The organism is Micromonospora sp. NPDC050187, assembly GCF_044459745.1.
Classification (GTDB): domain Bacteria; phylum Actinomycetota; class Actinomycetes; order Mycobacteriales; family Micromonosporaceae; genus Micromonospora.
In genome coordinates this window covers 24557-43759 of the sequence record NZ_JBITJH010000029.1, presented here as the reverse complement: position 1 = coordinate 43759, position 19203 = coordinate 24557, and the positions used below count along the sequence as shown (strand labels likewise).

The window sequence follows — 19203 nt, the reverse complement described above, 5'->3', positions numbered from 1 at the left end:
GCAACGTGAATGTTCGGCTGGTGGAACCGAACGCCGGAAGACTACGGCCGGAAACCATCCCAGAGCGGACGTTCTGATACTCAGGGGTAACCAGAGGGCTACTCAATTTCGTTGGGTGACGGGCTGCGCGCAGAGCGAAGCCGATGGCTATGCTGCCCGGATGAGTCGGTGGGAGTTCATCGGCCGGACGGAGGATCTGGGCCGTCTGCTGTCCGCGGTGACCAGGGGCGAGGGGCGGGGGCTGTTCCTCAGTGGAACCGCCGGCATCGGCAAGAGCCGGCTGCTGCGGGAGGGGGTCGCCGCGCTGCCCACCGACCGTTACGCGATCTGGGTGGTGGCGGCCAGTGCCACCACCGCCACCATCCCGTTCGGCGGCCTGGTGCAGGTCCTGCCGACCGAGCAGCCCCGGGGGCTCTCCCCCGCCGGTGTCCTGCGGTGGGCGGTGGGCGCGCTGCGGCAGCAGGCCGCCGGGCGGCCGATCGTGCTGGCAGTGGACGACGCGCACCTGCTGGACCCGCCCTCGGCCGCGTTGGTGCACCTGATCGCCCGGATGGACAACGCCACCGTGCTGGGCACGCTGCGCAACGGCGAGCAGGTGCCGTTGCCGATCCGCGCGCTCTGGACCGACGACCTGGTGGACCACTCCGAGCTGGCCCCGCTCGGCCTGGCCGACACCACCGGGCTGCTCACCGCCATCCTCGGCGGTCCGGTGGAATCGTGCTCGGCGGACCGGCTCTGGCGGCTCTCCGGGGGCAACCCGCTGCTGCTGCGGGAGCTGGTGTTCGCCGCGCTCGGCAGCGGCGAGCTGCACGAGACGTACGGCATCTGGCGCTGGACCGGCCGGTTGGAGCTGGCCCCCAGCCTCACCGACCTGATCGGCGTCCGCATCGGGCAGCTCACCCCGGGTGTCCGGACGGTGGTCGAGCTGGCCGCCTTCGGCGAGCCGCTCGGGCTGGAACTGCTCAACCGGGCCGCCGACCCGGCCTCGGTGGAGACCGCCGAGGAGCGCGGACTGATCTCGGTAATCCGCGACGACCGGCGGCTCGACGTCCGGCTGGCGCACCCGCTCTACGGGGAGGTGATGCGGCGGCGGTGCCCGGTCAGCCGGACCCGGCGGTTGCAGGCCCAGCTTGCCGACCTCATCGAGGCGGCGGGCAAGCGCCGCCGGGACGACCTGCTGCGGGTGGCGGTGTGGCGGCTCGACTCCGGCACCGCGCAGGATCCCGCGCTGCTGCTCGGCGCGGCCGTCCAGGCCTTCGCCCGGTACGACGTGCCGCTGGCGACCCGGCTGGCCCGCGCGGCGGTGGAGGCCGACGGCGGGTACACCGCCGCCGAACTGCTGGCCACCATCCTGATGTTCGCCGACCGGCCGGAGGAGGCGGTCGACGTGCTCGACGCGGTCGCCGGCCAGCTCGACGCCGACGACCGGTACAGCCGGTGGCTGACCGTCCGGGGCATGGTCAGCTACTGGGGACTGCGCCAGGAGTCCACAGTGGAGGAGATGGCGGTGCGGGCGGCGGAGCTGACCGACATCGCCGACCAGACCCGGGTACGCGCGTTCGAGGCGATCATGCGGCTGCACCGCCTCGACCTGGCCGCCGCCCAGCGGCTGAGCTGCGCGGTGCTGGACCGTCCTGCCGCCGGGGTGGCCTCCCGGGAACTGGCCCGGTGCACGATCGCCCACCTGCAGGCCGCCCAGGGCCGGCTGGCGCTCAGCGAGGCGGCGATCGCCGCGGTGGAGGCGGAGGCCGCCCAGTGGCGGGGCGACATGCCGTACCTGCAACTGGCGCTGGAACTGGCCCGGGGCACCCGGCTGATGCTCGCCGGGGAACTCGCCGGCATCGACGCCATCGTGGTCGACGAGTTCGCCGACCTGGCCGGGGCCGGCGACTTCCGGCTGGGCACCGGCTACCTCGGCATCCTCCAGGCGTACGCGGCCCGGCTGCGGGGGCGCAGCGCCGAGGCGCTGAAGACCAGCCTGAGTGCCTGCGCGGTGCTGACCAGCAGCGGTGTCTACGCCGGTCTGGCCCATGCCGAGCGGGCACAGGCCGCGGCGCTGCGCGGCGACGCCGTCCAGGCCGCCGAGGCGATGGCGGACGCCGACCGTACCCACTCGCCCGGGATGGCCGTGCTCTATCCGTGGCTGGAGCAGGCGCGCGGCGCGGTGCTCGCGGTCACCGGCGACCTGGCCGGCGCGGCGAAGCACCTCGCCGAGCTGGCCGACCGGTTGCGGGAGGACGGCTTCGCCGGGCACGAGGTGCTGGTCCTGCACGATCTGGTCCGACTGGACCAGGCGGCGCTCCCGGTCGGCCCGCGCTGCTCCGACGGGCAACGGCGCACGGTCGCCCAGCGGTTGACCGAGCTGACCGAGCAGGTGGACGGGGTGCTGCCACCGCTGTTGGCCCGGCACGCGCGAGCCGTCGCCAGCGGGTCCCCGGACGACCTGCTGGCCGTCGCCGACGGGTTCGCCGACCGCGAGCTGAACGTCTTCGCCGCCGAGGCGGCGGCGCTGGCGCTGCACCGGTTGCGCCGGCAGCGGGCGGCGACCGCCGGGGCCGCCCACGACCGCCTCGGTGACCTGCTGGCCCGCTGCGACCAGCTCCGGACGCCGGCGCTGCGGCTCGGCCAGCCGACGCTGACCGACCGGGAGTGGCAGATCGCCCGGCTCGCCGCCGACGGCGTGGCGAGCCGCCGGATCGCCGAGCAACTGTTCCTCTCGCCGCGCACGGTGGAGAACCATCTTCAGCGGGTCTACGGCAAGCTGGGTATCGCCGGGCGGCCTGAGCTGCGGGCCGCGCTGCGCTGCATCCCGGGCCACGAGGACGGCGCTTCGCACTGAACTCTAGGCTGGGGTCGTGAGCACCCTTCGCCCCGCGCTGCTGACCGACCACTACGAGCTGACCATGGTCAGCGCCGCCCTGCGGGACGGCACCGCCGACCGGCGTTGCGTCTTCGAGGTGTTCAGCCGGCGGCTGCCGACCGGCCGTCGGTACGGCGTGGTCGCCGGCACCGCCCGGCTGGTCGAGCTGATCCGCGACTTCCGGTTCGACGAGGCGGAGGTGGACTTCCTCCGCCGGACCGGGGTGGTCGACGAGGCGGCGGCCGACTGGCTGTCCCGGTACCGCTTCACCGGCGACGTCGACGGGTACGCCGAGGGCGAGCTGTTCTTCCCCGGCTCGCCGATCCTCACCGTCTCGGGCGGCTTCGCCGAGTGCGTGGTGCTGGAGACGCTGGTGCTCTCGGTGCTCAACCACGACTGCGCGGTCGCCGCCGCGGCGGCCCGGATGGTCACCGCCGCCCGGGGCCGGACGCTGATCGAGATGGGCTCCCGCCGGGCGCACGAGGAGGCGGCGGTGGCCGCCGCACGGGCGTCGTACCTGGCCGGTTTCGCGTACACCTCGAACCTGGCCGCCGGGCAGCGGTACGGCATCCCCACCGCCGGCACCGCGGCGCACGCCTTCACCCTGCTGCACGACGACGAGCGGGCCGCGTTCGCCTCGCAGGTGGCGACGCTGGGCAAGGACACCACGCTGCTGGTGGACACGTACGACATCAGCCAGGGCATCCGTAACGCGATCGCGGTGGCCGGGACGGAACTGCGGGCGGTCCGGATCGACTCCGGCGACCTGGCGGTGATCGCCCAGCAGTCCCGCGAGCTGCTCGACTCGCTCGGCGCCACCGAAACCAAGATCATCGTCTCCGGCGACCTGGACGAGTACGCCATCGCCGCGCTCGCCGCCGAACCGGTCGACATGTACGGCGCGGGCACCGCCGTGGTCACCGGCTCGGGCGCGCCCACCGCCGGGCTGGTCTACAAGCTGGTCGAGGTGGAGGGGCGACCGGTGGTCAAGCGCTCCGAGCAGAAGGCCACCATCGGCGGGCGCAAGGTCGCCGTCCGCCGGCACAAGCCGACCGGCACCGCCACCGAGGAGGTCATCGTCCCGCAGGGCGTACCGGACCACGCGCCGCACGACCGGCTGCTCCAGCGGTCGTACGTGATCGACGGCGAGGCGGTCGACCTGCCCCGGCTGGACGAGTCGCGGGAGCACCTGCGACAGTGCCTGATCTCGATCCCCTGGGAGGGGCTGAAGCTCTCCGCCGGGGACCCGGCGGTCCCCGTCACCGTCGTACCCGCCGGCTGACCAGATCCGGAAAGGAACGCTCCGATGGCCAACGCACTGATCATCGTGGACGTGCAGAACGACTTCTGCGAGGGCGGCTCGCTCGCGGTCGCGGGCGGGGCCGGCGTCGCGGCCGGGATCTCCCGGCTGCTCGCCGCCGAGCCCGACCGCTGGAACCACGTGGTCGCCACGAAGGACTACCACATCGACCCGGGTGCGCACTTCGGGGATCCGCCGGACTTCGTGGAGTCCTGGCCCCGGCACTGCGTGGTCGGCACCCCGGGCTCGGAGTTCCACCCCGGGCTGGACACCTCCCGGGTCGAGGCGGTCTTCCACAAGGGCGAGTACGCCGCGGCGTACTCGGGCTTCGAGGGGCACGCCACCGACGGCGAGTGCCTGGCCGACTGGCTGCGCCGGCACGACGTGGACCGGGTCGACCTGGTCGGCATCGCCACCGACCACTGCGTCCGGGCCACCGCGCTCGACGCCGCCCGGGAGGGCTTCGCCACCACCGTGCTGCTGGAACTGACCGCCGCCGTCGCGCCGGCCACCACCGACGTGGCGTTGCGGGCGATGGAGGGCGCGGGGGTCACCCTGCACGGCGGGCCTGTGACGCCCACCGCATGACCCGGTAAACAGGTGGTTCCTGTCGGACCTTCGACCGACGATGGACGGCGGAGGTGCGCGCCGTCATGAATCTCACGCCCTACCGGGACGCTCTCGCAGTGCCCGGTATCCGGTCGCTGCTGCTCGTGGCGGTGCTGGCCCGCATCCCGCACACCGCCGCGGGCATCGCCCTCACCTTCTACGTCCTGCTCGACCTCGACCGGGGGTACGGCGCCGCGGGCCTGGTCGGCGCGGCCCTGACCGTCGGCGCGGCGCTCGGCGCCCCGCTCCTGGGCCGGCTGATCGACCGGCGGGGCCTGACCCTGGTCCTGGTCCTCACCACGGCCGGCGAGGCGCTGTTCTGGACGACCGCGCCGCAACTGACGTACGCGCTGCTGCTGCCGGCGGCGTTCCTGGCTGGCCTGCTCGCCCTGCCGCTCTCCTCGGTGATCCGGCAGTGCATCGCCGCGCTGGTGCCGCCCGAGCACCGCCGGCCGGCGTACGCGCTGGACTCGATGTCGGTGGAGCTGTCGTTCATGGTGGGCCCGGCGCTGGGCGTGGCGCTGGCCACCGCCATCGCGCCCCGGATCACCCTCTGGGCGGTGGGCGGCGGCATCGTCGCCGCCGGACTCGCGCTGCTGGTGCTGAACCCGCCGGTACGCACCGCCGAGGAACAGACCACCGGCCCGGCCCGACGGATCCCCCGCCGAGAGTGGCTCACTCCGCGCACACTCGCCGTGCTCGCCGTCAGCACGGCGTGCACGCTGGTGCTCGGCGGCACCGACGTGGCGGTGGTGGCGGCGCTGCGCGACGGCGGCGAGGTCGGCTGGACGGGAGCGGTCCTGGCCCTCTGGGCGGTGGCCTCCCTGGTCGGCGGGTTCGCCTACGGCGCGGTCAGCCGGCCGGTGTCACCGCTGGCCCTGATGGCCGGGCTCGCCGTCTGCACCGTGCCGATCGGCCTGGCCGGGGGCCACTGGTGGCTGCTCGGCCTGGCTCTGGTCCCCGCCGGCATGCTCTGCGCGCCGACCCTGGCCGCCACGGCCGACGCGGTGAGCCGCCTCGCCCCCGCCCCGGTCCGGGGCGAGGCGATGGGACTGCACGCGTCGGCGATCACCATCGGCATCGCCATCGGCGCGCCGCTGGCCGGCGCGATCATCGACCGCACCACGCCGGCCTGGGGCTTCGCCGCCATCGGCCTGATCGGCGCCGTGGTCGCGCTCGTCGTGCTCCCGGCCGAGCTGCGCCACCGACGCCGGACGCCGGACGCCGCGAAGACCGCCGAGCTGGTCGGCTCCGCCCACTGAATCCGCAGGCCACCGGCACTTTGGGCCGGCACCGGTCGGGGTGCTTTGATGGGGGCGTGGCGAATCCGGTCATCCTCACCATCGACGACGACCCGGCCGTCTCCCGTGCCGTGGCCCGGGACATGCGACGGCGTTACGGCGACCGCTACCGGGTGGTCCGCGCCGGCTCCGGCCCGAGTGCCCTGGAGACGTTGCGCGAACTCAAGCTCCGGGGGGAGCAGGTGGCGGTACTGGTCGCCGACTACCGGATGCCCGAGATGACGGGCATCGAGTTCCTCGAGGAGGCGATGGACCTCTTCCCCGCCGCGCGCCGGGTGCTGCTCACCGCGTACGCCGACACCGACGCGGCGATCGACGCCATCAACCTGGTCGACCTCGACCACTACCTGCTCAAGCCGTGGCACCCGCCGGAGGAGAAGCTCTACCCGGTGGTGGACACGCTCCTCGACGCCTGGGCCACCACCCCGGAGGCCGCCGCCGCGGAGATCCGGGTGGTCGGGCACCGCTGGTCCGCACCGTCCTTCGCCGTCCGGGACTTCCTCGCCCGCAACCTGGTCCCGTACCGCTGGCTGCTCGCCGACGACCCGGAGGGCGGCCGGCTCCTGAACGCGGCCGGCGCGACCGCCGACGACGTGCCGGTGGTGATCGCCCCGGACGGGACGCACCTGTCCCGTCCCACCGAGGCCGAGCTGGCCGCGCTGGTCGGCCTCCGGGTGGCCCCCACCGAGGACTTCTACGACCTGGTGGTCGTCGGTGGCGGACCGGCCGGGCTGGGCGCGGCGGTCTACGGCGCGTCCGAGGGGCTGCGCACGGTGCTGGTCGAGCGGCGGGCCACCGGCGGGCAGGCCGGGCAGAGCAGCCGGATCGAGAACTACCTCGGGTTCCCGGAGGGGGTGTCCGGCGCCCAGCTCACCGACCGGGCCCGCCGGCAGGCGTTGAAGTTCGGCGCGGAGCTGCTCACCACCCGGGAGGTGACCGGGCTGACCGCTGCCGGGTCGGCCCGGGTGCTCACGTTCGGCGACGGCAGCACGATCGCCGCGCACTCGGTGGTGCTCGCCACCGGCGTGTCGTACCGGGTGCTGGACGCGCCCGGCCTGGCCGAGCTGACCGGTCGGGGGGTCTTCTACGGCTCGGCCGCCACCGAGGCGCCGAGCTGCGTCGACCAAGAGGTCTACATCGTCGGCGGGGCGAACTCCGCCGGGCAGGCGGCGGTGCACTTCTCCCGGTACGCCAAGCGGGTGCACCTGCTGATCCGGGGGGCCGACCTGACCGCCTCGATGTCCCGCTACCTGATCGACCAGCTCGACCGGATCGACCGGGTGGTGGTGCACCCGCACACCGTGGTCGCCGCCGGGGCCGGCGCGGAGCACCTGGAGCGGCTCACCCTGGCCGACACCCGCACCGGCGAGACCCGCCAGGTGGACGCGTCCTGGCTGTTCATCTTCATCGGCGCGCAGCCCCGTACCGACTGGCTGAACGGCGTGCTGGTCCGCGACGAGCGCGGTTTCGTGGTGACCGGACCGGACCTGGTCGCCGGGGGACGCCGACCGCCGGGCTGGTCCCTCGCGCGGGACCCGTACCACCTGGAGACCAGCATGCCCGGGGTCTTCGCCGCCGGCGACGTCCGCGCCGAATCGGTCAAACGGGTCGCCTCGGCGGTCGGTGAGGGCGCGATGGCCGTCTCGCTGGTGCACCGCTACCTGGAGTCCCAATGACCTCACCGGCCGGCGGGGAGCGCCCCACCGTCGGGCAACTGCGCACGCTCTTCCTCTTCGAGTCGCTCGATGACGGGCAGCTCGACTGGTTGGCCGAACACAGCCGGGTGGAAGCCCGCGGCGCCGGTTCCGCCGTCTACACCGAGGGCGAACCGGCGACCTGCCTGTACGTCCTGCTCGACGGCACGGTGACGATGACCCGGCGGGTACGCGGCGACGAGGTCGAGGTCATCCGCACCGCCCAGCGCGGGGTCTACGGCGGGGCGACCCAGGCGTACCTGGGCGACCAGGTGCCGCAGGTCTACATCAACTCGCTACGGGCGGTCGGCGACGCCACCTTCCTGGTGCTGCCCGCCGAGACCTTCGCGCACGCCGTCCGGTCCTGGTTCCCGATGGCGATGCACCTGCTCGAAGGGCTCTTCATCGGGATGCAGCAGACCCAGGTCCGGGTCGGCGAACGGGAGCGGCTGCTGGCGTTGGGGGCGCTTTCCGCCGGTCTCACCCACGAGCTCAACAATCCGGCCGGTGCCGCCGTCCGGGCGAGCTCCGTACTGCGCGACCACGTCGCGGGGATCCGGCACGAGCTGGCGACGATCGCCGACGGCCGGCTCGACGGCGCGGCCCTGCACCGGTTGGTGGCGTTGCAGGAGGAGGTCGTCCGGCGGGTCGCCGACTCCTCGACGCTGTCGCCACTGGCGGTCAGCGACGCCGAGGACGCACTGGTCGACTGGCTGGACGAGCGCGACGTCGCCGCCGGCTGGGAACTCGCCCCCACGCTGGTCGCCGGTGGGGTCGACGAGGCGTGGCTGGGCCGGGTCGAGGCGACCGTCGGTCCGGGAAACCTGGAGCCGGCCCTGCGCTGGCTGACCCACACCGTCGACACCGAACTGCTGCTGCGGGAGATCGACGAGGCGGTCACCCGGATCTCCGGCCTGGTCGGCGCGGCGAAGCAGTACTCGCAGCTGGATCGGGCGCCGTACCAGGTGGTGGACGTGCACGAGCTGCTGGACGCGACCCTGGTGATGCTCCGCGCGAAGATTCCGTCGGGCGTCCGGCTGGTCCGGGAGTACGATCGGGCGCTGCCACCGGTGCCGGCGTACGCCGCCGAGCTGAACCAGGTCTGGACGAACCTGATCGTCAACGCGCTCGACGCGATGGGCGAGACCGGCACGCTCACCGTCCGGACGGGGCGGGACGGCGACTCGCTGGTGGTGGCGGTCGGCGACACCGGACCGGGCATCCCGGCCGACGTCCGGCCCCGGATCTTCGAGCCGTTCTTCACCACCAAGCCGGTCGGCGAGGGGACCGGCCTGGGGCTGGACATCTCGTACCGGATCGTGGTCCACAAGCACCACGGCGACATCCGGGTCGACTCGGTGCCGGGCGCGACCACCTTCCAGGTGCTGCTCCCACTCACCACCACCGCCTGACCACCGGCGCTCCGCCTCTTCCTCTCTCCTCGCTCCCCCGCCGCTGGGGTGGTGGTAGCAGGGGACCCTTGTTACCGCCTTTTGCCGAACAGGGGTCCCCTGCAACCACCCCAGCGCGAACGGGGCGACGGCGGCACGAGGGGTACGACGACGCGAGGGGCGCACAACGCGAGGCGTGCACGAAGCGGGGGCCCACAACGCGAGGGCGCCGCACCCCGGTCGGGGTGCGGCGCCCGTCGTACGCGCCGTGGGTCGCCGGTCAGTTCTTCCGGTCGAGGTCGCTCGTGGTGTCCTCCTGGTAGGTGGCCCCACCGTCGGACTCGCTGGTCAGCGGCTTGGCGCCACCCTCGGGCGGCCCGGCCAGCGTCTGGCCGGCGGCCAGCTCGGGGAACTTCTCGTCGAACGCCGGCCGCTCGGAGCGGATCCGGGGCATCCGGTCGAAGTTCCGCAGCGGCGGCGGGCAGGTGGTGGCCCACTCCAGCGAGTTGCCGTGCCCCCACGGGTCGTTCACCTCGACCACCGGACCGGTCTTGTACGACTTCCAGCAGTTGTAGATGAACGGCAGGGTGGAGATACCGGTGATGAACGCGCCGATCGTGGAGATCATGTTCAGCGTGGTGAAGCCGTCGCTGGGCAGGTAGTCGGCGTACCGACGGGGCATGCCCTCGTTGCCCAGCCAGTGCTGCACCAGGAAGGTGGTGTGGAAACCGATCATCGTCAGCCAGAAGTGCACCTTGCCCAGGCGCTCGTCGAGCATCCGGCCGAACATCTTCGGGAACCAGAAGTAGATACCGGCGAAGACGGCGAACACGATCGTGCCGAAGAGCACATAGTGGAAGTGCGCCACGACGAAGTACGAGTCGTGCAGGTGGAAGTCGAGCGGCGGGCTGGCCAGCAGCACACCGGTCAGCCCCCCGAAGAGGAACGTGACCAGGAAGCCGAGCGCGAAGAGCATCGGCGTCTCGAAGCTGATCTGGCCCCGCCACATGGTGCCGATCCAGTTGAAGAACTTCATACCGGTCGGCACGGCGATCAGGAAGCTCAGGAAGCTGAAGAACGGCAGGAGCACCTGGCCGGTGGCGAACATGTGGTGCGCCCAGACGCTCATCGACAGGCCGGCGATGGCGATGGTCGCGGCGACCAGGCCCTTGTAGCCGAAGATCGGCTTCCGGGAGAAGACCGGGATGATCTCGGTGATGATGCCGAAGAACGGCAGCGCGATGATGTACACCTCGGGGTGCCCGAAGAACCAGAAGAGGTGCTGCCACAGCATCGGGCCGCCGGTGTCGGCGCTGAAGACGTGCGCACCGAGGATGCGGTCGGCGGCGAGTGCGAAGAGAGCAGCGGCGAGCAGCGGGAAGACCAGGATCACCAGGAGGCTGGTGACCAGCATGTTCCAGGTGAAGATCGGCATCCGGAACATGGTCATGCCCGGCGCGCGTAGGGTCAGGATCGTGGTGATCAGGTTGACCGCGCCGAGGATCGAGCCGAGACCGGAGACGGCCAGGCCGACCACCCAGAGGTTGCCGCCGATGCCCGGGGAGTGCGCCTCGTTGCTCAGCGGCGTGTACGCCGTCCAGCCGAAGTCGGCCGCGCCGCCGGGGGTCAGGAAGCCGGCGACGGCCATCGTCCCACCGAACAGGAAGAGCCAGTAGGCGAAACTGTTCAGCCGGGGGAACGACACGTCCGGCGCGCCGATCTGCAGCGGCACCACGTAGTTCGCGAAGGCGAACACGATCGGCGTCGCGAAGAAGAGCAGCATCACCGTGCCGTGCATGGTGAAGAGCTGGTTGTACTGCTCCGGCGAGAGGAACTGCAAGCCGGGACGGGCCAACTCGGCGCGGAGGATCAGGGCCATCAGGCCACCGATCATGAAGAACGCGAACGCGGTGACCATGTACATGATCCCGATCTGCTTCGCGTCCGTGGTACGCAGCATCCGCGCGATGGCCGAGCCCTTCACCGGCTCTCGGACCGGCCAGGGCCGGGTCACAACCGGCTTGGGTGCGACGGTGGTCACGAGTGGCCTCCGGTTCTCGTTCGTCCCCCTCGGCACGCGCTGGTAATTGCGAGCCGTAGTCCGAAGGAAGGATAGTCCCCGGCAGGTCGCCACGCCGCGCCGGGTGGCCGGACACGCCCTGCGCCCACCGGCTGGTCGGAGGTCACAGCGGATCGACCAACAGCCGGTAGTGCTCCTGGAAGATGCGCCCGCCCCGGCCGCGCAGCAGCGGGTCGCGCAGCGCCGGCGGCACGTCCCGGGTCCGGTCACGGTCCCGGGTACGGTCCCGCACCCACTTGGTGCGCGGCCGTCGACGGCTCTCGTACGCCATCAGGGCGGCCTCGACACTGCCGGCGGCGGCCAGCGACTCGGCGAGCACCACGGCGTCCTCCAGTGCCATCGCCGCGCCCTGGGCCAGGGTCGGCGCGGTGGCGTGCGCGGCGTCGCCGACCAGCACGACCCGGCCCCGGGACCAGCGGCCCAGCTCGACCTCGTCGGTGAGCCCGACGTGCACCCGGTCCAGGGCGTCGAGCACCCGGGGCACCGGGCCTCCGTAGGAGCCGAACACCTCGCGCAGTCGGGCCATCGGGTCGGCCGGTGGCGCGGTGCCGGCCTCGTCGGCGTAGCAGTAGAGCCGCCCGCCGCCGACCGGCATGACCACGAACCCGGCGCGCTGGCCGAGCAGGGCGGTCCACTCGGCCACCGACGGACCGCCCCGGACCATCCCCCGGTAGACGATCTGGCCGGCCGGCCGGGCGGGGCCGCCGAGCGCGGCGAGCGTCCGCACCGTGGACCGGGGGCCGTCCGCGCCGATCACCAGGTCGTAGTCGTTGACGGTGCCGTCGGCGAAGGTGACGGTGACCGCGTCGGCCGCGAGGTCGAGGGTGCGCACCTCGGCCCCGTGCCGGACCGCCCCGCCGGCTCCGGTGAGCAGGACGCGGTGCAGGTCGCTGCGGGGCAGGGCCCGACACTCGCCGACACCGGCCCAGAGCCCGGTCAGGTCGACCTCGCAGAGCTCGCTGCCGGTGGCGTCGAGGAACCGCTGCCGGTGGATCACCTGCCCGAGCGGGCGGACGGGCAGGTCGAGGTCGAGCCGGCGCAGCGCCCGAGCGGCGTTGCCGGGAAGGTAGAGGCCACTGTCGGGCGCTTCCGTGGCGGTCCGTCGCTCGGTGACGTCCGGGCGGAATCCCGCCCTTCGCAGGGCCCGGGCCACGGCGAGCCCGGCGATGCCCGCGCCGACGACGAGAATGCGCAGGGGGGATCCAGCCATGCTGGTGTACGCCTCCGAGGGGAGCGGCACGCGTTGAAGGCAAGAGACTACTCCCCGCAACCGGCCCACGGAAGATCCGATCGGATGGCGCGTGATCTCCCCTTCGACTGAGGCGGAGTAGACCCAGGGTGCACGCGTCGAGCCGGTCCGGTTGCACAGTAATTTCCGGCATGTCAATGTGTTGCTGTCCCTGGGAGCGCTCCCGGTCCCGCTTCCCGATCCGTCCGGTGCCCCCACGCCGAGTCAAGGAGCAGCGAACACATGACCCGTATCCTCCGCGCCGTCGTGGCGGCCGGCGTCCTCGCGGTCGGCGCGATCACCGGCGTCGCCCTCGGCGGCAGCGCCTCCGCCGACACCCAGAGCTGCGAACAGTACGGTTCGACCGTCATCCAGAACCGGTACGTGGTGCAGAACAACCGGTGGGGCACCAGCGCCCAGCAGTGCGTCGACGTCACCGGCACCGGCTTCTCGATCACCCGCCAGGACGGCAGCAACCCGACCAACGGCGCGCCGACGGCGTACCCGTCGGTCTTCTACGGCTGCCACTACACCAACTGCTCACCGGGCACCACGCTGCCGAGGCAGGTGAGCCAGCTCGGCAGCGTGACCAGCAGCATCAACTACACCTACGTCGGCGGGGCGACCTACAACGCCTCGTACGACATCTGGCTCGACCCGACCCCCAAACGGGACGGGGTGAACCAGATGGAGATCATGATCTGGCTCAACCGGCAGGGCCCGATCCAGCCCATCGGCTCCCGCGTCGGGACCACCACCCTGGTCGGGCGCACCTGGGAGGTCTGGCAGGGCAGCAACGGCGCCAACAACGTCATCTCGTACGTCGCGCCGTCGGCGATCAGCAGCCTGAGCTTCAGCGTGCTCGACTTCATCGCCGACGTCCGCAACCGGGGCGCGATCACCAACTCCTGGTACCTGACCAGCATCCAGGCCGGCTTCGAACCGTGGCAGGGCGGCGTCGGCCTGGCGGTGAACTCCTTCTCGGCCAGCGTCAACGGCGGCGGCACCAACCCGACCACCCCGCCACCCACCACCGCTCCCCCGACCACCCCGCCGCCGACCGGGGACACCTGCGCGGTCCGGTACGCCCCGACGAACACGTGGAACACCGGCTACACCGCCGAGGTCACCGTCACCAACACCGGCGCGACGCCGGTCACCGGCTGGACGCTGACCTACCCGCTCCCGGCCGGTCAGCAGGTCACCGGTTCGTGGAACGCCACGGTGACCCAGAACGGCAGCACGGTGACCGCGCGGAACCTCAGCTACAACGGCACCATCGCCCCCGGCTCCTCGGTCACCTTCGGCCATCAGGCGTCGATGAGCGGCAGCTACTCCGCGCCCAGCGCCTTCACGCTCAACGGCAATGCCTGCACCCGCCGCTGAGGCACATCCCGCGTCAGCCGCTCGGCGAGCGGTCTCGGAGTAGTACCGCCGGGCCCTTCCCGCCGCCGGGTCGCCACCGCCACCGGCTCGATCACGGCCGGCGGCCGGCGACCGGAAGGGCCCCTCGGCGTTCGCCGGCCGTTGGCGGACGCCGGCCCTAGACGATGAAGTCGGTGGACGCGTTCTCGACCGGAGCCCGGCCGCCCAGCGCGTCGATCATGTCCCGTTCCTCCGGCGTCAGCGCGAAGCCGAAGATGTCGGCGTTCGCCCTGATCCGGGCCGGTTTGACCGACTTGGGAATGACCACGATCCCGTGGTCGACGTGCCAGCGGAGCACCACCTGGGCCGGGGTGACGCCGTGCGATTCGGCGATCCGGGTCAGGACCGGGTCGGTCAGGTCGGTGGTCTTGAACGGGCTGTACCCCTCCAGCACGATCCCGCGTTCCCGGTGCTCGGCGTGCCGCCGGGCGTCGTACAGCATCGGGCCCCAGCGGATCTGGTTGACCGCGGGCGCCTCGGTCGTCGCCTGGATCAGCTCGTCGAGCTGCGCGGTCGAGTAGTTGCTCACCCCGACGGCGCGGGTCAGGCCGTCGTCGCGCGCCTTCATCACCTGCCGCCACATCCGGACACTGTCCCCGGGAGCCGCCGGGGGCCAGTGGATCAGCCACAGGTCGACGTGACCGGTCTCCAGGGCGGCCAGGCTGGCCTCCAGGACACGCCGTTCGTGGCCCACCCCGTCGGACGGGATCTTGGTGGTGACGAAGACGTCGTTGCGGTGGAGCCCGCTGTCCCGGATCGCCCGTCCCACCTCCTTCTCGTTGCCGTACATGGTGGCGGTGTCGATGTGTCGGTAACCGGCGGCGAGGGCGGCCCGCACGGCGTCGTAGCCGGCCTGGCCGGACGCCTGCCAGGTGCCGAAGCCGAGCAACGGCATCCGGACCCGGCCGGGCAGGACGACGGTGGGTTGGTCGGACGAACTCATGTCGGTCCGCGTACCCGCCCGCCGCGCTCCCATGCCGCTGCGGGGTCGTCCGGATTCGCGGACAATGTCCACATGGCGGACCGGCTGCGCGAGTACCGGCGTAAACGCGATGCCGGGCGCACCCCGGAACCGGTGCCCGAGCGGTCGCCCCGGCGGCGGGAGCGGGACGACGGGCGGTGCCGGTTCGTGATCCAGCAGCACCACGCCCGCAGCCTGCACTGGGACCTGCGCCTGGAGCGCGACGGCGTGCTGGTCTCCTGGGCCGTGCCGCGTGGCCTGCCCCGTGAACCCGGCCGAAACCACCTGGCCGTGCACACAGAGGACCATCCGCTCGAGTACCTCGACTTCCACGGCGACATCCCGGCCGGCGAGTACGGCGGCGGCCGGATGACCATCCACGACCGGGGCACGTACCGGTGCGAGAAGTGGCGGGACGACGAAGTGGTCGTGCGGCTGTCCGGTGAGCGCACCACCGGCCGGTACGTGCTCTTCGCCACCGGCGGCACGGACCGCGACTGGATGGTCCGGCGCACCGACCCGGCCCCGCCGGGCTGGGTGAGCATGCCCGAACGGATCGCGCCGATGCGTCCGAGGTCCGCCGCGAAGCTGCCGGCGGACGGGGCCGCCTGGGGGTACGAGCTGCGCTGGGACGGCGTACGCGCGCTGGCGTACGTCTCCGGTGGCCGGCTGCGGCTGCTCGCCCCGAAAGACCGGGGCGAAGACCGGGGCGGGCAGCCGGACGGGGAGCGGGACGTCACGGCGGCGTACCCCTGGCTGCGGGAGATGGCCGAGGCGCTGGCCCCGACCGAGGTGGTGCTGGACGGGATCCTGGTCGACGTCGACTCCGCCGGACGGGTCCGTCCGCCCCGACCGGCCCGCGCCGGACGCACCGGTCCCGCCGGCCAGTACCTGGTGGTCGACCTGCTCTGGCTCGACGGGGTGTCCAGCGTCGAGGTGCCGTACGCGCAGCGCCGGGAACTGCTGGACGGACTGGCCCTGGGCGGCCCGCACTGGCAGACCACGCCCTGGTTCCCCGACGCGGGCGCGGAGACCCTGGATACCGCCCGGACCCAGGCTCTGCCGGGCGTGCTGGCGAAGCGGCTGGACGCCACGTACGAGCCGGGCCGACGCAGCCCACACTGGCTCAGCATCGACACCCACTGACCGCCCCCGGCGTTGGCCGTGACCAGACTGGTCGGACCAGTGCGTCCACCGCTGCTGGCAGCCGATGCCTGCTACGGGGACAACAGCCAGTCCCGCAGTGCGCTGAACGAACGTGAACCGTCACACCGCAACAGACGGCGACGACCCGGCCCGGGGAGGTCCACCTCGTTGACCGCAGGAGGTACGACAGCTTCTACGGCCCCCAGGGGATCACGGTGATCACCATGATCAGTATCGCGGCCGCCGCAACGGCTTCGAGGAGGTGGACGACCACCTGGATCGGTGTCTCGTCGCTCTCGAACACCTCCATGAGTGCCAACACGATCGTGATGAAGGGGGCAATCAGGGCGGCGCCAAGAAAAAGGGTGTGAAGGATCTCGGCTTCGTCGTCCAAAGCCATTACGTCGATCTGTGCGACGTAGGGCGCCATGAACCCGAGGACGACGGAGAGTACGCTCCAGCGCATCACATTGTCGACGAGGGTGGATGGCTTCGCGGCTTCTTGGCGGCCATCGGATCGCCGACGTCCCTGTGACACCTGGATCACTGCCGCCACGCTCTGCACCAGTGCCGCCACGATCACTAACCACTTCACCCACGTCGTGTCCGGCGACACCATTGAACCAACCTCCCGGTGATGGACCGGGATGACCCGATTCCGATCCGATGAGGACATTCTCAGACATGGCGTCACGCGGAGAGAGGTGAGCGCGTCCGCGGCGAACACCTCGAGCCCACACCCACACCCGCAACCACCCGAGCAGCACCTCGCGCGGCCCACGGGGTGGTGCGGTCTACCGGTAGGTGATGTCGGACGGGGAGTAGAAGCAGTTGACGCCGTCCGCGCCCTCGCCGATCAGCGTCGGCTCGCTACCCTTCGGCACGCCCTTGTACTTCTGGCAGATCGAGGTCTTCCGGTCGGGGTCGTCGAGGATGGTGATCCGGCTGAACCGGGCGGTGTCGCCCCAGTTGGTGTTGATGCCGGCCAGCGCCTTGGTGGAGGCGGCGGTGTCGTTGTCCATCACCACGTGCCGCTGGTACGACGTGGAGCAGTTGCCGCACGCCCGGTAGAGCTTGCCGGAGGACTCCACCCGGAAGTTCCTGATGTGGACGGTGCCCGAGCCGTTGTGCTGGAACACCTTGTCCGACGCGGAGCGCGCGCCGCCGCCGTCGACGGTGTACGTGGTGCCACCCCGGAAGGTGGCGGCGTCCTCGCCGACGTCCTCCCACCAGACGTTGATCAGGGTGCAGTTGCCCTCGCAGTGCACGCCGTCACCGGCGGGGGCGCCGATGAGGACGTTGCGCAGGGTCGCCCCGGCGGCGAGCACGAACATCGGGTCCTGGCTCTCGCCCTGCCCACCGTCGCCGATGCCGTAGTACCGCTTCAGTCGCTCGGTGCGGTCAGCTCCCAGGCCGCGTTGACCAGTCCGATGTGGGACAGCGCCTGCGGGAAGTTGCCGAGCATCCCACCGGTGACCGGGTCGACCTGTTCGGCGAGCAGCCCGAGGTCGTTGGCGTGCCCCGCCACCCGGGCGAAGAGCGCCTCGGCCCGGTCCCGTTCACCGGCCATGACGAGGCACTGCACCAGCCAGAACGAGCAGAGCAGGAACCCGCCCGGGTCGGTCGACCAGCGCCGGACCAGCCCGTCCGGAGTGGCCAGGTCCCGCTCGACCGCCGCGATGGTGGCCCGCATCCGGGGGTCGGTGGCGGGCAGGAACCCCACCACCGGCAGGTAGAGCGCGGAGGCGTCCAGTTCGGGGGAGTCGAACGCCCCGGTGTACGCGCCGGCCCGCTCGTTCCAGCCACGATCCAGCACGGTCGCGCGGATCTCGTCGCGCACCGCCCGCCAGCGCACCGGGTCGGCCCGGTCGCCGAGCCGGGGGGCCAGCTCCACCGCGAGCCGCATGGCCACCCAGCAGAGCACCTTGGAGGAGAGGTGGTGCCGCTCCTCCTCCCGGGTCTCCCACATCCCCCGGTCCGGCAGCCGCCAGGTCGCGGCCACCTGCTCGGTCAGACCGACGACCATCTCCCGCAGCTCGTCGTCGAGCTGCTCACCGAGGTACTCGTGCAGCCGCCACACCGCCGAGACCATCTCACCGGGCACGTCCAGCTGGCGCTGCCGCCAGGCGTCGTTGCCCAGCCGCACCGGCCGGCTGTCGGCGTACCCGCGCAGGTGCGTGACGTCGTGCTCGGCGAGTCCCCGTTCCCCCTCCAGGCCGAAGAGCACCGGCACCGGGGCGTCGCGGAGCTGACCGATCGACCGGGACGCCCAGGCGAAGAGGCGGGACGCCTCGTCCGGGCAGGCCGCCACCCAGAGCGCGTGCAGGGTCATCGCGAAGTCCCGCAGCCAGGAGTAGCGGTAGTCGTAGTTGCGGTCGCCCCCGAGCCGCTCCGGCAGGGAGGTGGTCAGGGCGGCGGCGACCGCACCGCTGCGGGTGTACGTCAGCCCCTGGAGCACCGTCGCGCTGTGCCGGACCAGGGCGGTGTGACGGCCCTGGTAGCGGTGCGTCTCCCGGAAGGCCTGCCAGGCGAGGACCGTGTCGGCGAGCGCGTCGACCGGGTCGAGGCGCGCGGGTGTCCCGCCGTACACCGGGGCGTACGCCAGGTCGAAGCCGATCCGGTCGCCGGCGGCGACCGTGAAGTCCGCCCGGACCCGGTCCCGCTCCGCGCACAGCGGCACGCCGCCGCGCAGCACCAGGGCGACCGGGCCGGCCTCGGCCCGTACCGCACCGTCCGGCAGCCGGCGCAGGTACGGCGTGAGCAGCCCGTACTCGGGTCGGGGGGTGAGTTCCAGCTCCATCGGCACCCGGCCGCTGAGTCCCTCGACCACCCGGAGCAGCACCGCCGGGGAGTTCAGTCCCAGCTCGTGCGCCCGCGCGCCGGGCTCGGCGGCGAGCGCGTCGGTGACCGCGACGCTCCCCTCGGGCGTGTGGTGGACGGTCCGCAGCACCAGCGTGTCGGGCAGGTACGCCCGATCCACCCGGCCGGCGCCGACCGGAGCCAGCCGCCACCGCCCCGCCGCGTCGTCGAGGAGCCGCCCGAACACGGCGGGCGAGTCGAACCGGTCGGGGCACCACCAGTCGACCGAGCCGTCCCGGCCGACCAGTGCGCCGGAACGGCAGTCGGAGAGGAACCCGTAGTCGGAGATCGCCGGCCGGTCCACCCGCCCGGCGTACCCCGAACCGCCGCGTTCAGACGCGGGGGCGAC

The 19203-nt window shown here is 72.4% G+C and carries 14 protein-coding genes; 8 read left to right on the top strand and 6 right to left on the bottom strand.

All coding sequences use genetic code 11. The features are described from left to right. The first annotated feature begins 160 nt into the window (after window positions 1-160). From ACIBJE_RS28795 to ACIBJE_RS28770, 6 genes are all read left to right on the top strand, one after another. Entirely contained in the window at window positions 161-2839 is a 2679-nt protein-coding gene (locus tag ACIBJE_RS28795; RefSeq protein WP_396753417.1) for a LuxR C-terminal-related transcriptional regulator, read from the top strand. A gap of 16 nt (window positions 2840-2855) precedes the next feature. Next, on the top strand, window positions 2856-4142 hold the full coding sequence (locus tag ACIBJE_RS28790; RefSeq protein ID WP_396753416.1) for a nicotinate phosphoribosyltransferase: 1287 nt from the start codon (window positions 2856-2858) through the stop codon (window positions 4140-4142). A gap of 24 nt (window positions 4143-4166) precedes the next feature. Then, window positions 4167-4748 (top strand): isochorismatase family protein, encoded by a 582-nt coding sequence (locus ACIBJE_RS28785; protein ID WP_396753415.1) that lies wholly within the window; start codon window positions 4167-4169, stop codon window positions 4746-4748. 65 nt (window positions 4749-4813) lie between these two features. After that, on the top strand, window positions 4814-6031 hold the full coding sequence (locus ACIBJE_RS28780; RefSeq protein WP_396753414.1) for an MFS transporter: 1218 nt from the start codon (window positions 4814-4816) through the stop codon (window positions 6029-6031). 56 nt (window positions 6032-6087) lie between these two features. Then, a complete protein-coding gene (locus tag ACIBJE_RS28775) occupies window positions 6088-7746 on the top strand; it encodes an FAD-dependent oxidoreductase (protein WP_396753413.1) in 1659 nt (552 codons plus the stop codon). Next, on the top strand, window positions 7743-9176 hold the full coding sequence (locus ACIBJE_RS28770) for an ATP-binding protein (RefSeq protein WP_396753412.1): 1434 nt from the start codon (window positions 7743-7745) through the stop codon (window positions 9174-9176). The genes ACIBJE_RS28775 and ACIBJE_RS28770 overlap by 4 nt, the downstream gene beginning before the upstream one ends. Window positions 9177-9435: 259 nt before the next feature. On the opposite strand, the gene ctaD is transcribed toward ACIBJE_RS28770, so the two are convergent. Beyond that, entirely contained in the window at window positions 9436-11196 is a 1761-nt protein-coding gene (gene ctaD / locus ACIBJE_RS28765) for a cytochrome c oxidase subunit I (protein ID WP_396753411.1), read from the bottom strand. Between the two features lie 142 nt (window positions 11197-11338). Continuing rightward, window positions 11339-12445: an FAD-dependent monooxygenase gene (locus tag ACIBJE_RS28760; protein WP_396753410.1), complete on the bottom strand. Its 1107-nt coding sequence runs from the start codon at window positions 12443-12445 to the stop codon at window positions 11339-11341. Between the two features lie 261 nt (window positions 12446-12706). Between ACIBJE_RS28760 and ACIBJE_RS28755 the strand changes: the two genes are divergently transcribed. Further along, window positions 12707-13849: a cellulose binding domain-containing protein gene (locus ACIBJE_RS28755; RefSeq protein WP_396753409.1), complete on the top strand. Its 1143-nt coding sequence runs from the start codon at window positions 12707-12709 to the stop codon at window positions 13847-13849. Window positions 13850-14006: 157 nt separating this feature from the next. Here the strand turns inward: ACIBJE_RS28755 and ACIBJE_RS28750 are convergent, their stop codons facing one another. After that, window positions 14007-14831 carry an aldo/keto reductase gene (locus ACIBJE_RS28750; protein ID WP_396753408.1) on the bottom strand — a complete coding sequence of 275 codons (825 nt, stop codon included), beginning with the start codon at window positions 14829-14831 and terminating at the stop codon, window positions 14007-14009. A 72-nt stretch (window positions 14832-14903) separates the two neighbouring features. Between ACIBJE_RS28750 and ACIBJE_RS28745 the strand changes: the two genes are divergently transcribed. Next, window positions 14904-15995 carry a DNA polymerase ligase N-terminal domain-containing protein gene (locus ACIBJE_RS28745; RefSeq protein ID WP_396753407.1) on the top strand — a complete coding sequence of 364 codons (1092 nt, stop codon included), beginning with the start codon at window positions 14904-14906 and terminating at the stop codon, window positions 15993-15995. 193 nt (window positions 15996-16188) lie between these two features. Here the strand turns inward: ACIBJE_RS28745 and ACIBJE_RS28740 are convergent, their stop codons facing one another. The 3 genes from ACIBJE_RS28740 to ACIBJE_RS28730 all read right to left on the bottom strand — a co-directional run bounded on the left by ACIBJE_RS28740 (window position 16189) and on the right by ACIBJE_RS28730 (window position 19158). After that, window positions 16189-16614, bottom strand: a complete 426-nt coding sequence (locus ACIBJE_RS28740) for a hypothetical protein (RefSeq protein WP_396753406.1) — start codon at window positions 16612-16614, stop codon at window positions 16189-16191. A gap of 175 nt (window positions 16615-16789) precedes the next feature. Beyond that, complete coding sequence (locus ACIBJE_RS28735; RefSeq protein ID WP_396753436.1) at window positions 16790-17365, bottom strand: pectate lyase; 576 nt, start codon at window positions 17363-17365, stop codon at window positions 16790-16792. A gap of 14 nt (window positions 17366-17379) precedes the next feature. Continuing rightward, window positions 17380-19158 (bottom strand): glycoside hydrolase family 15 protein, encoded by a 1779-nt coding sequence (locus ACIBJE_RS28730; protein ID WP_396753405.1) that lies wholly within the window; start codon window positions 19156-19158, stop codon window positions 17380-17382. Window positions 19159-19203: the final 45 nt, after the last annotated feature.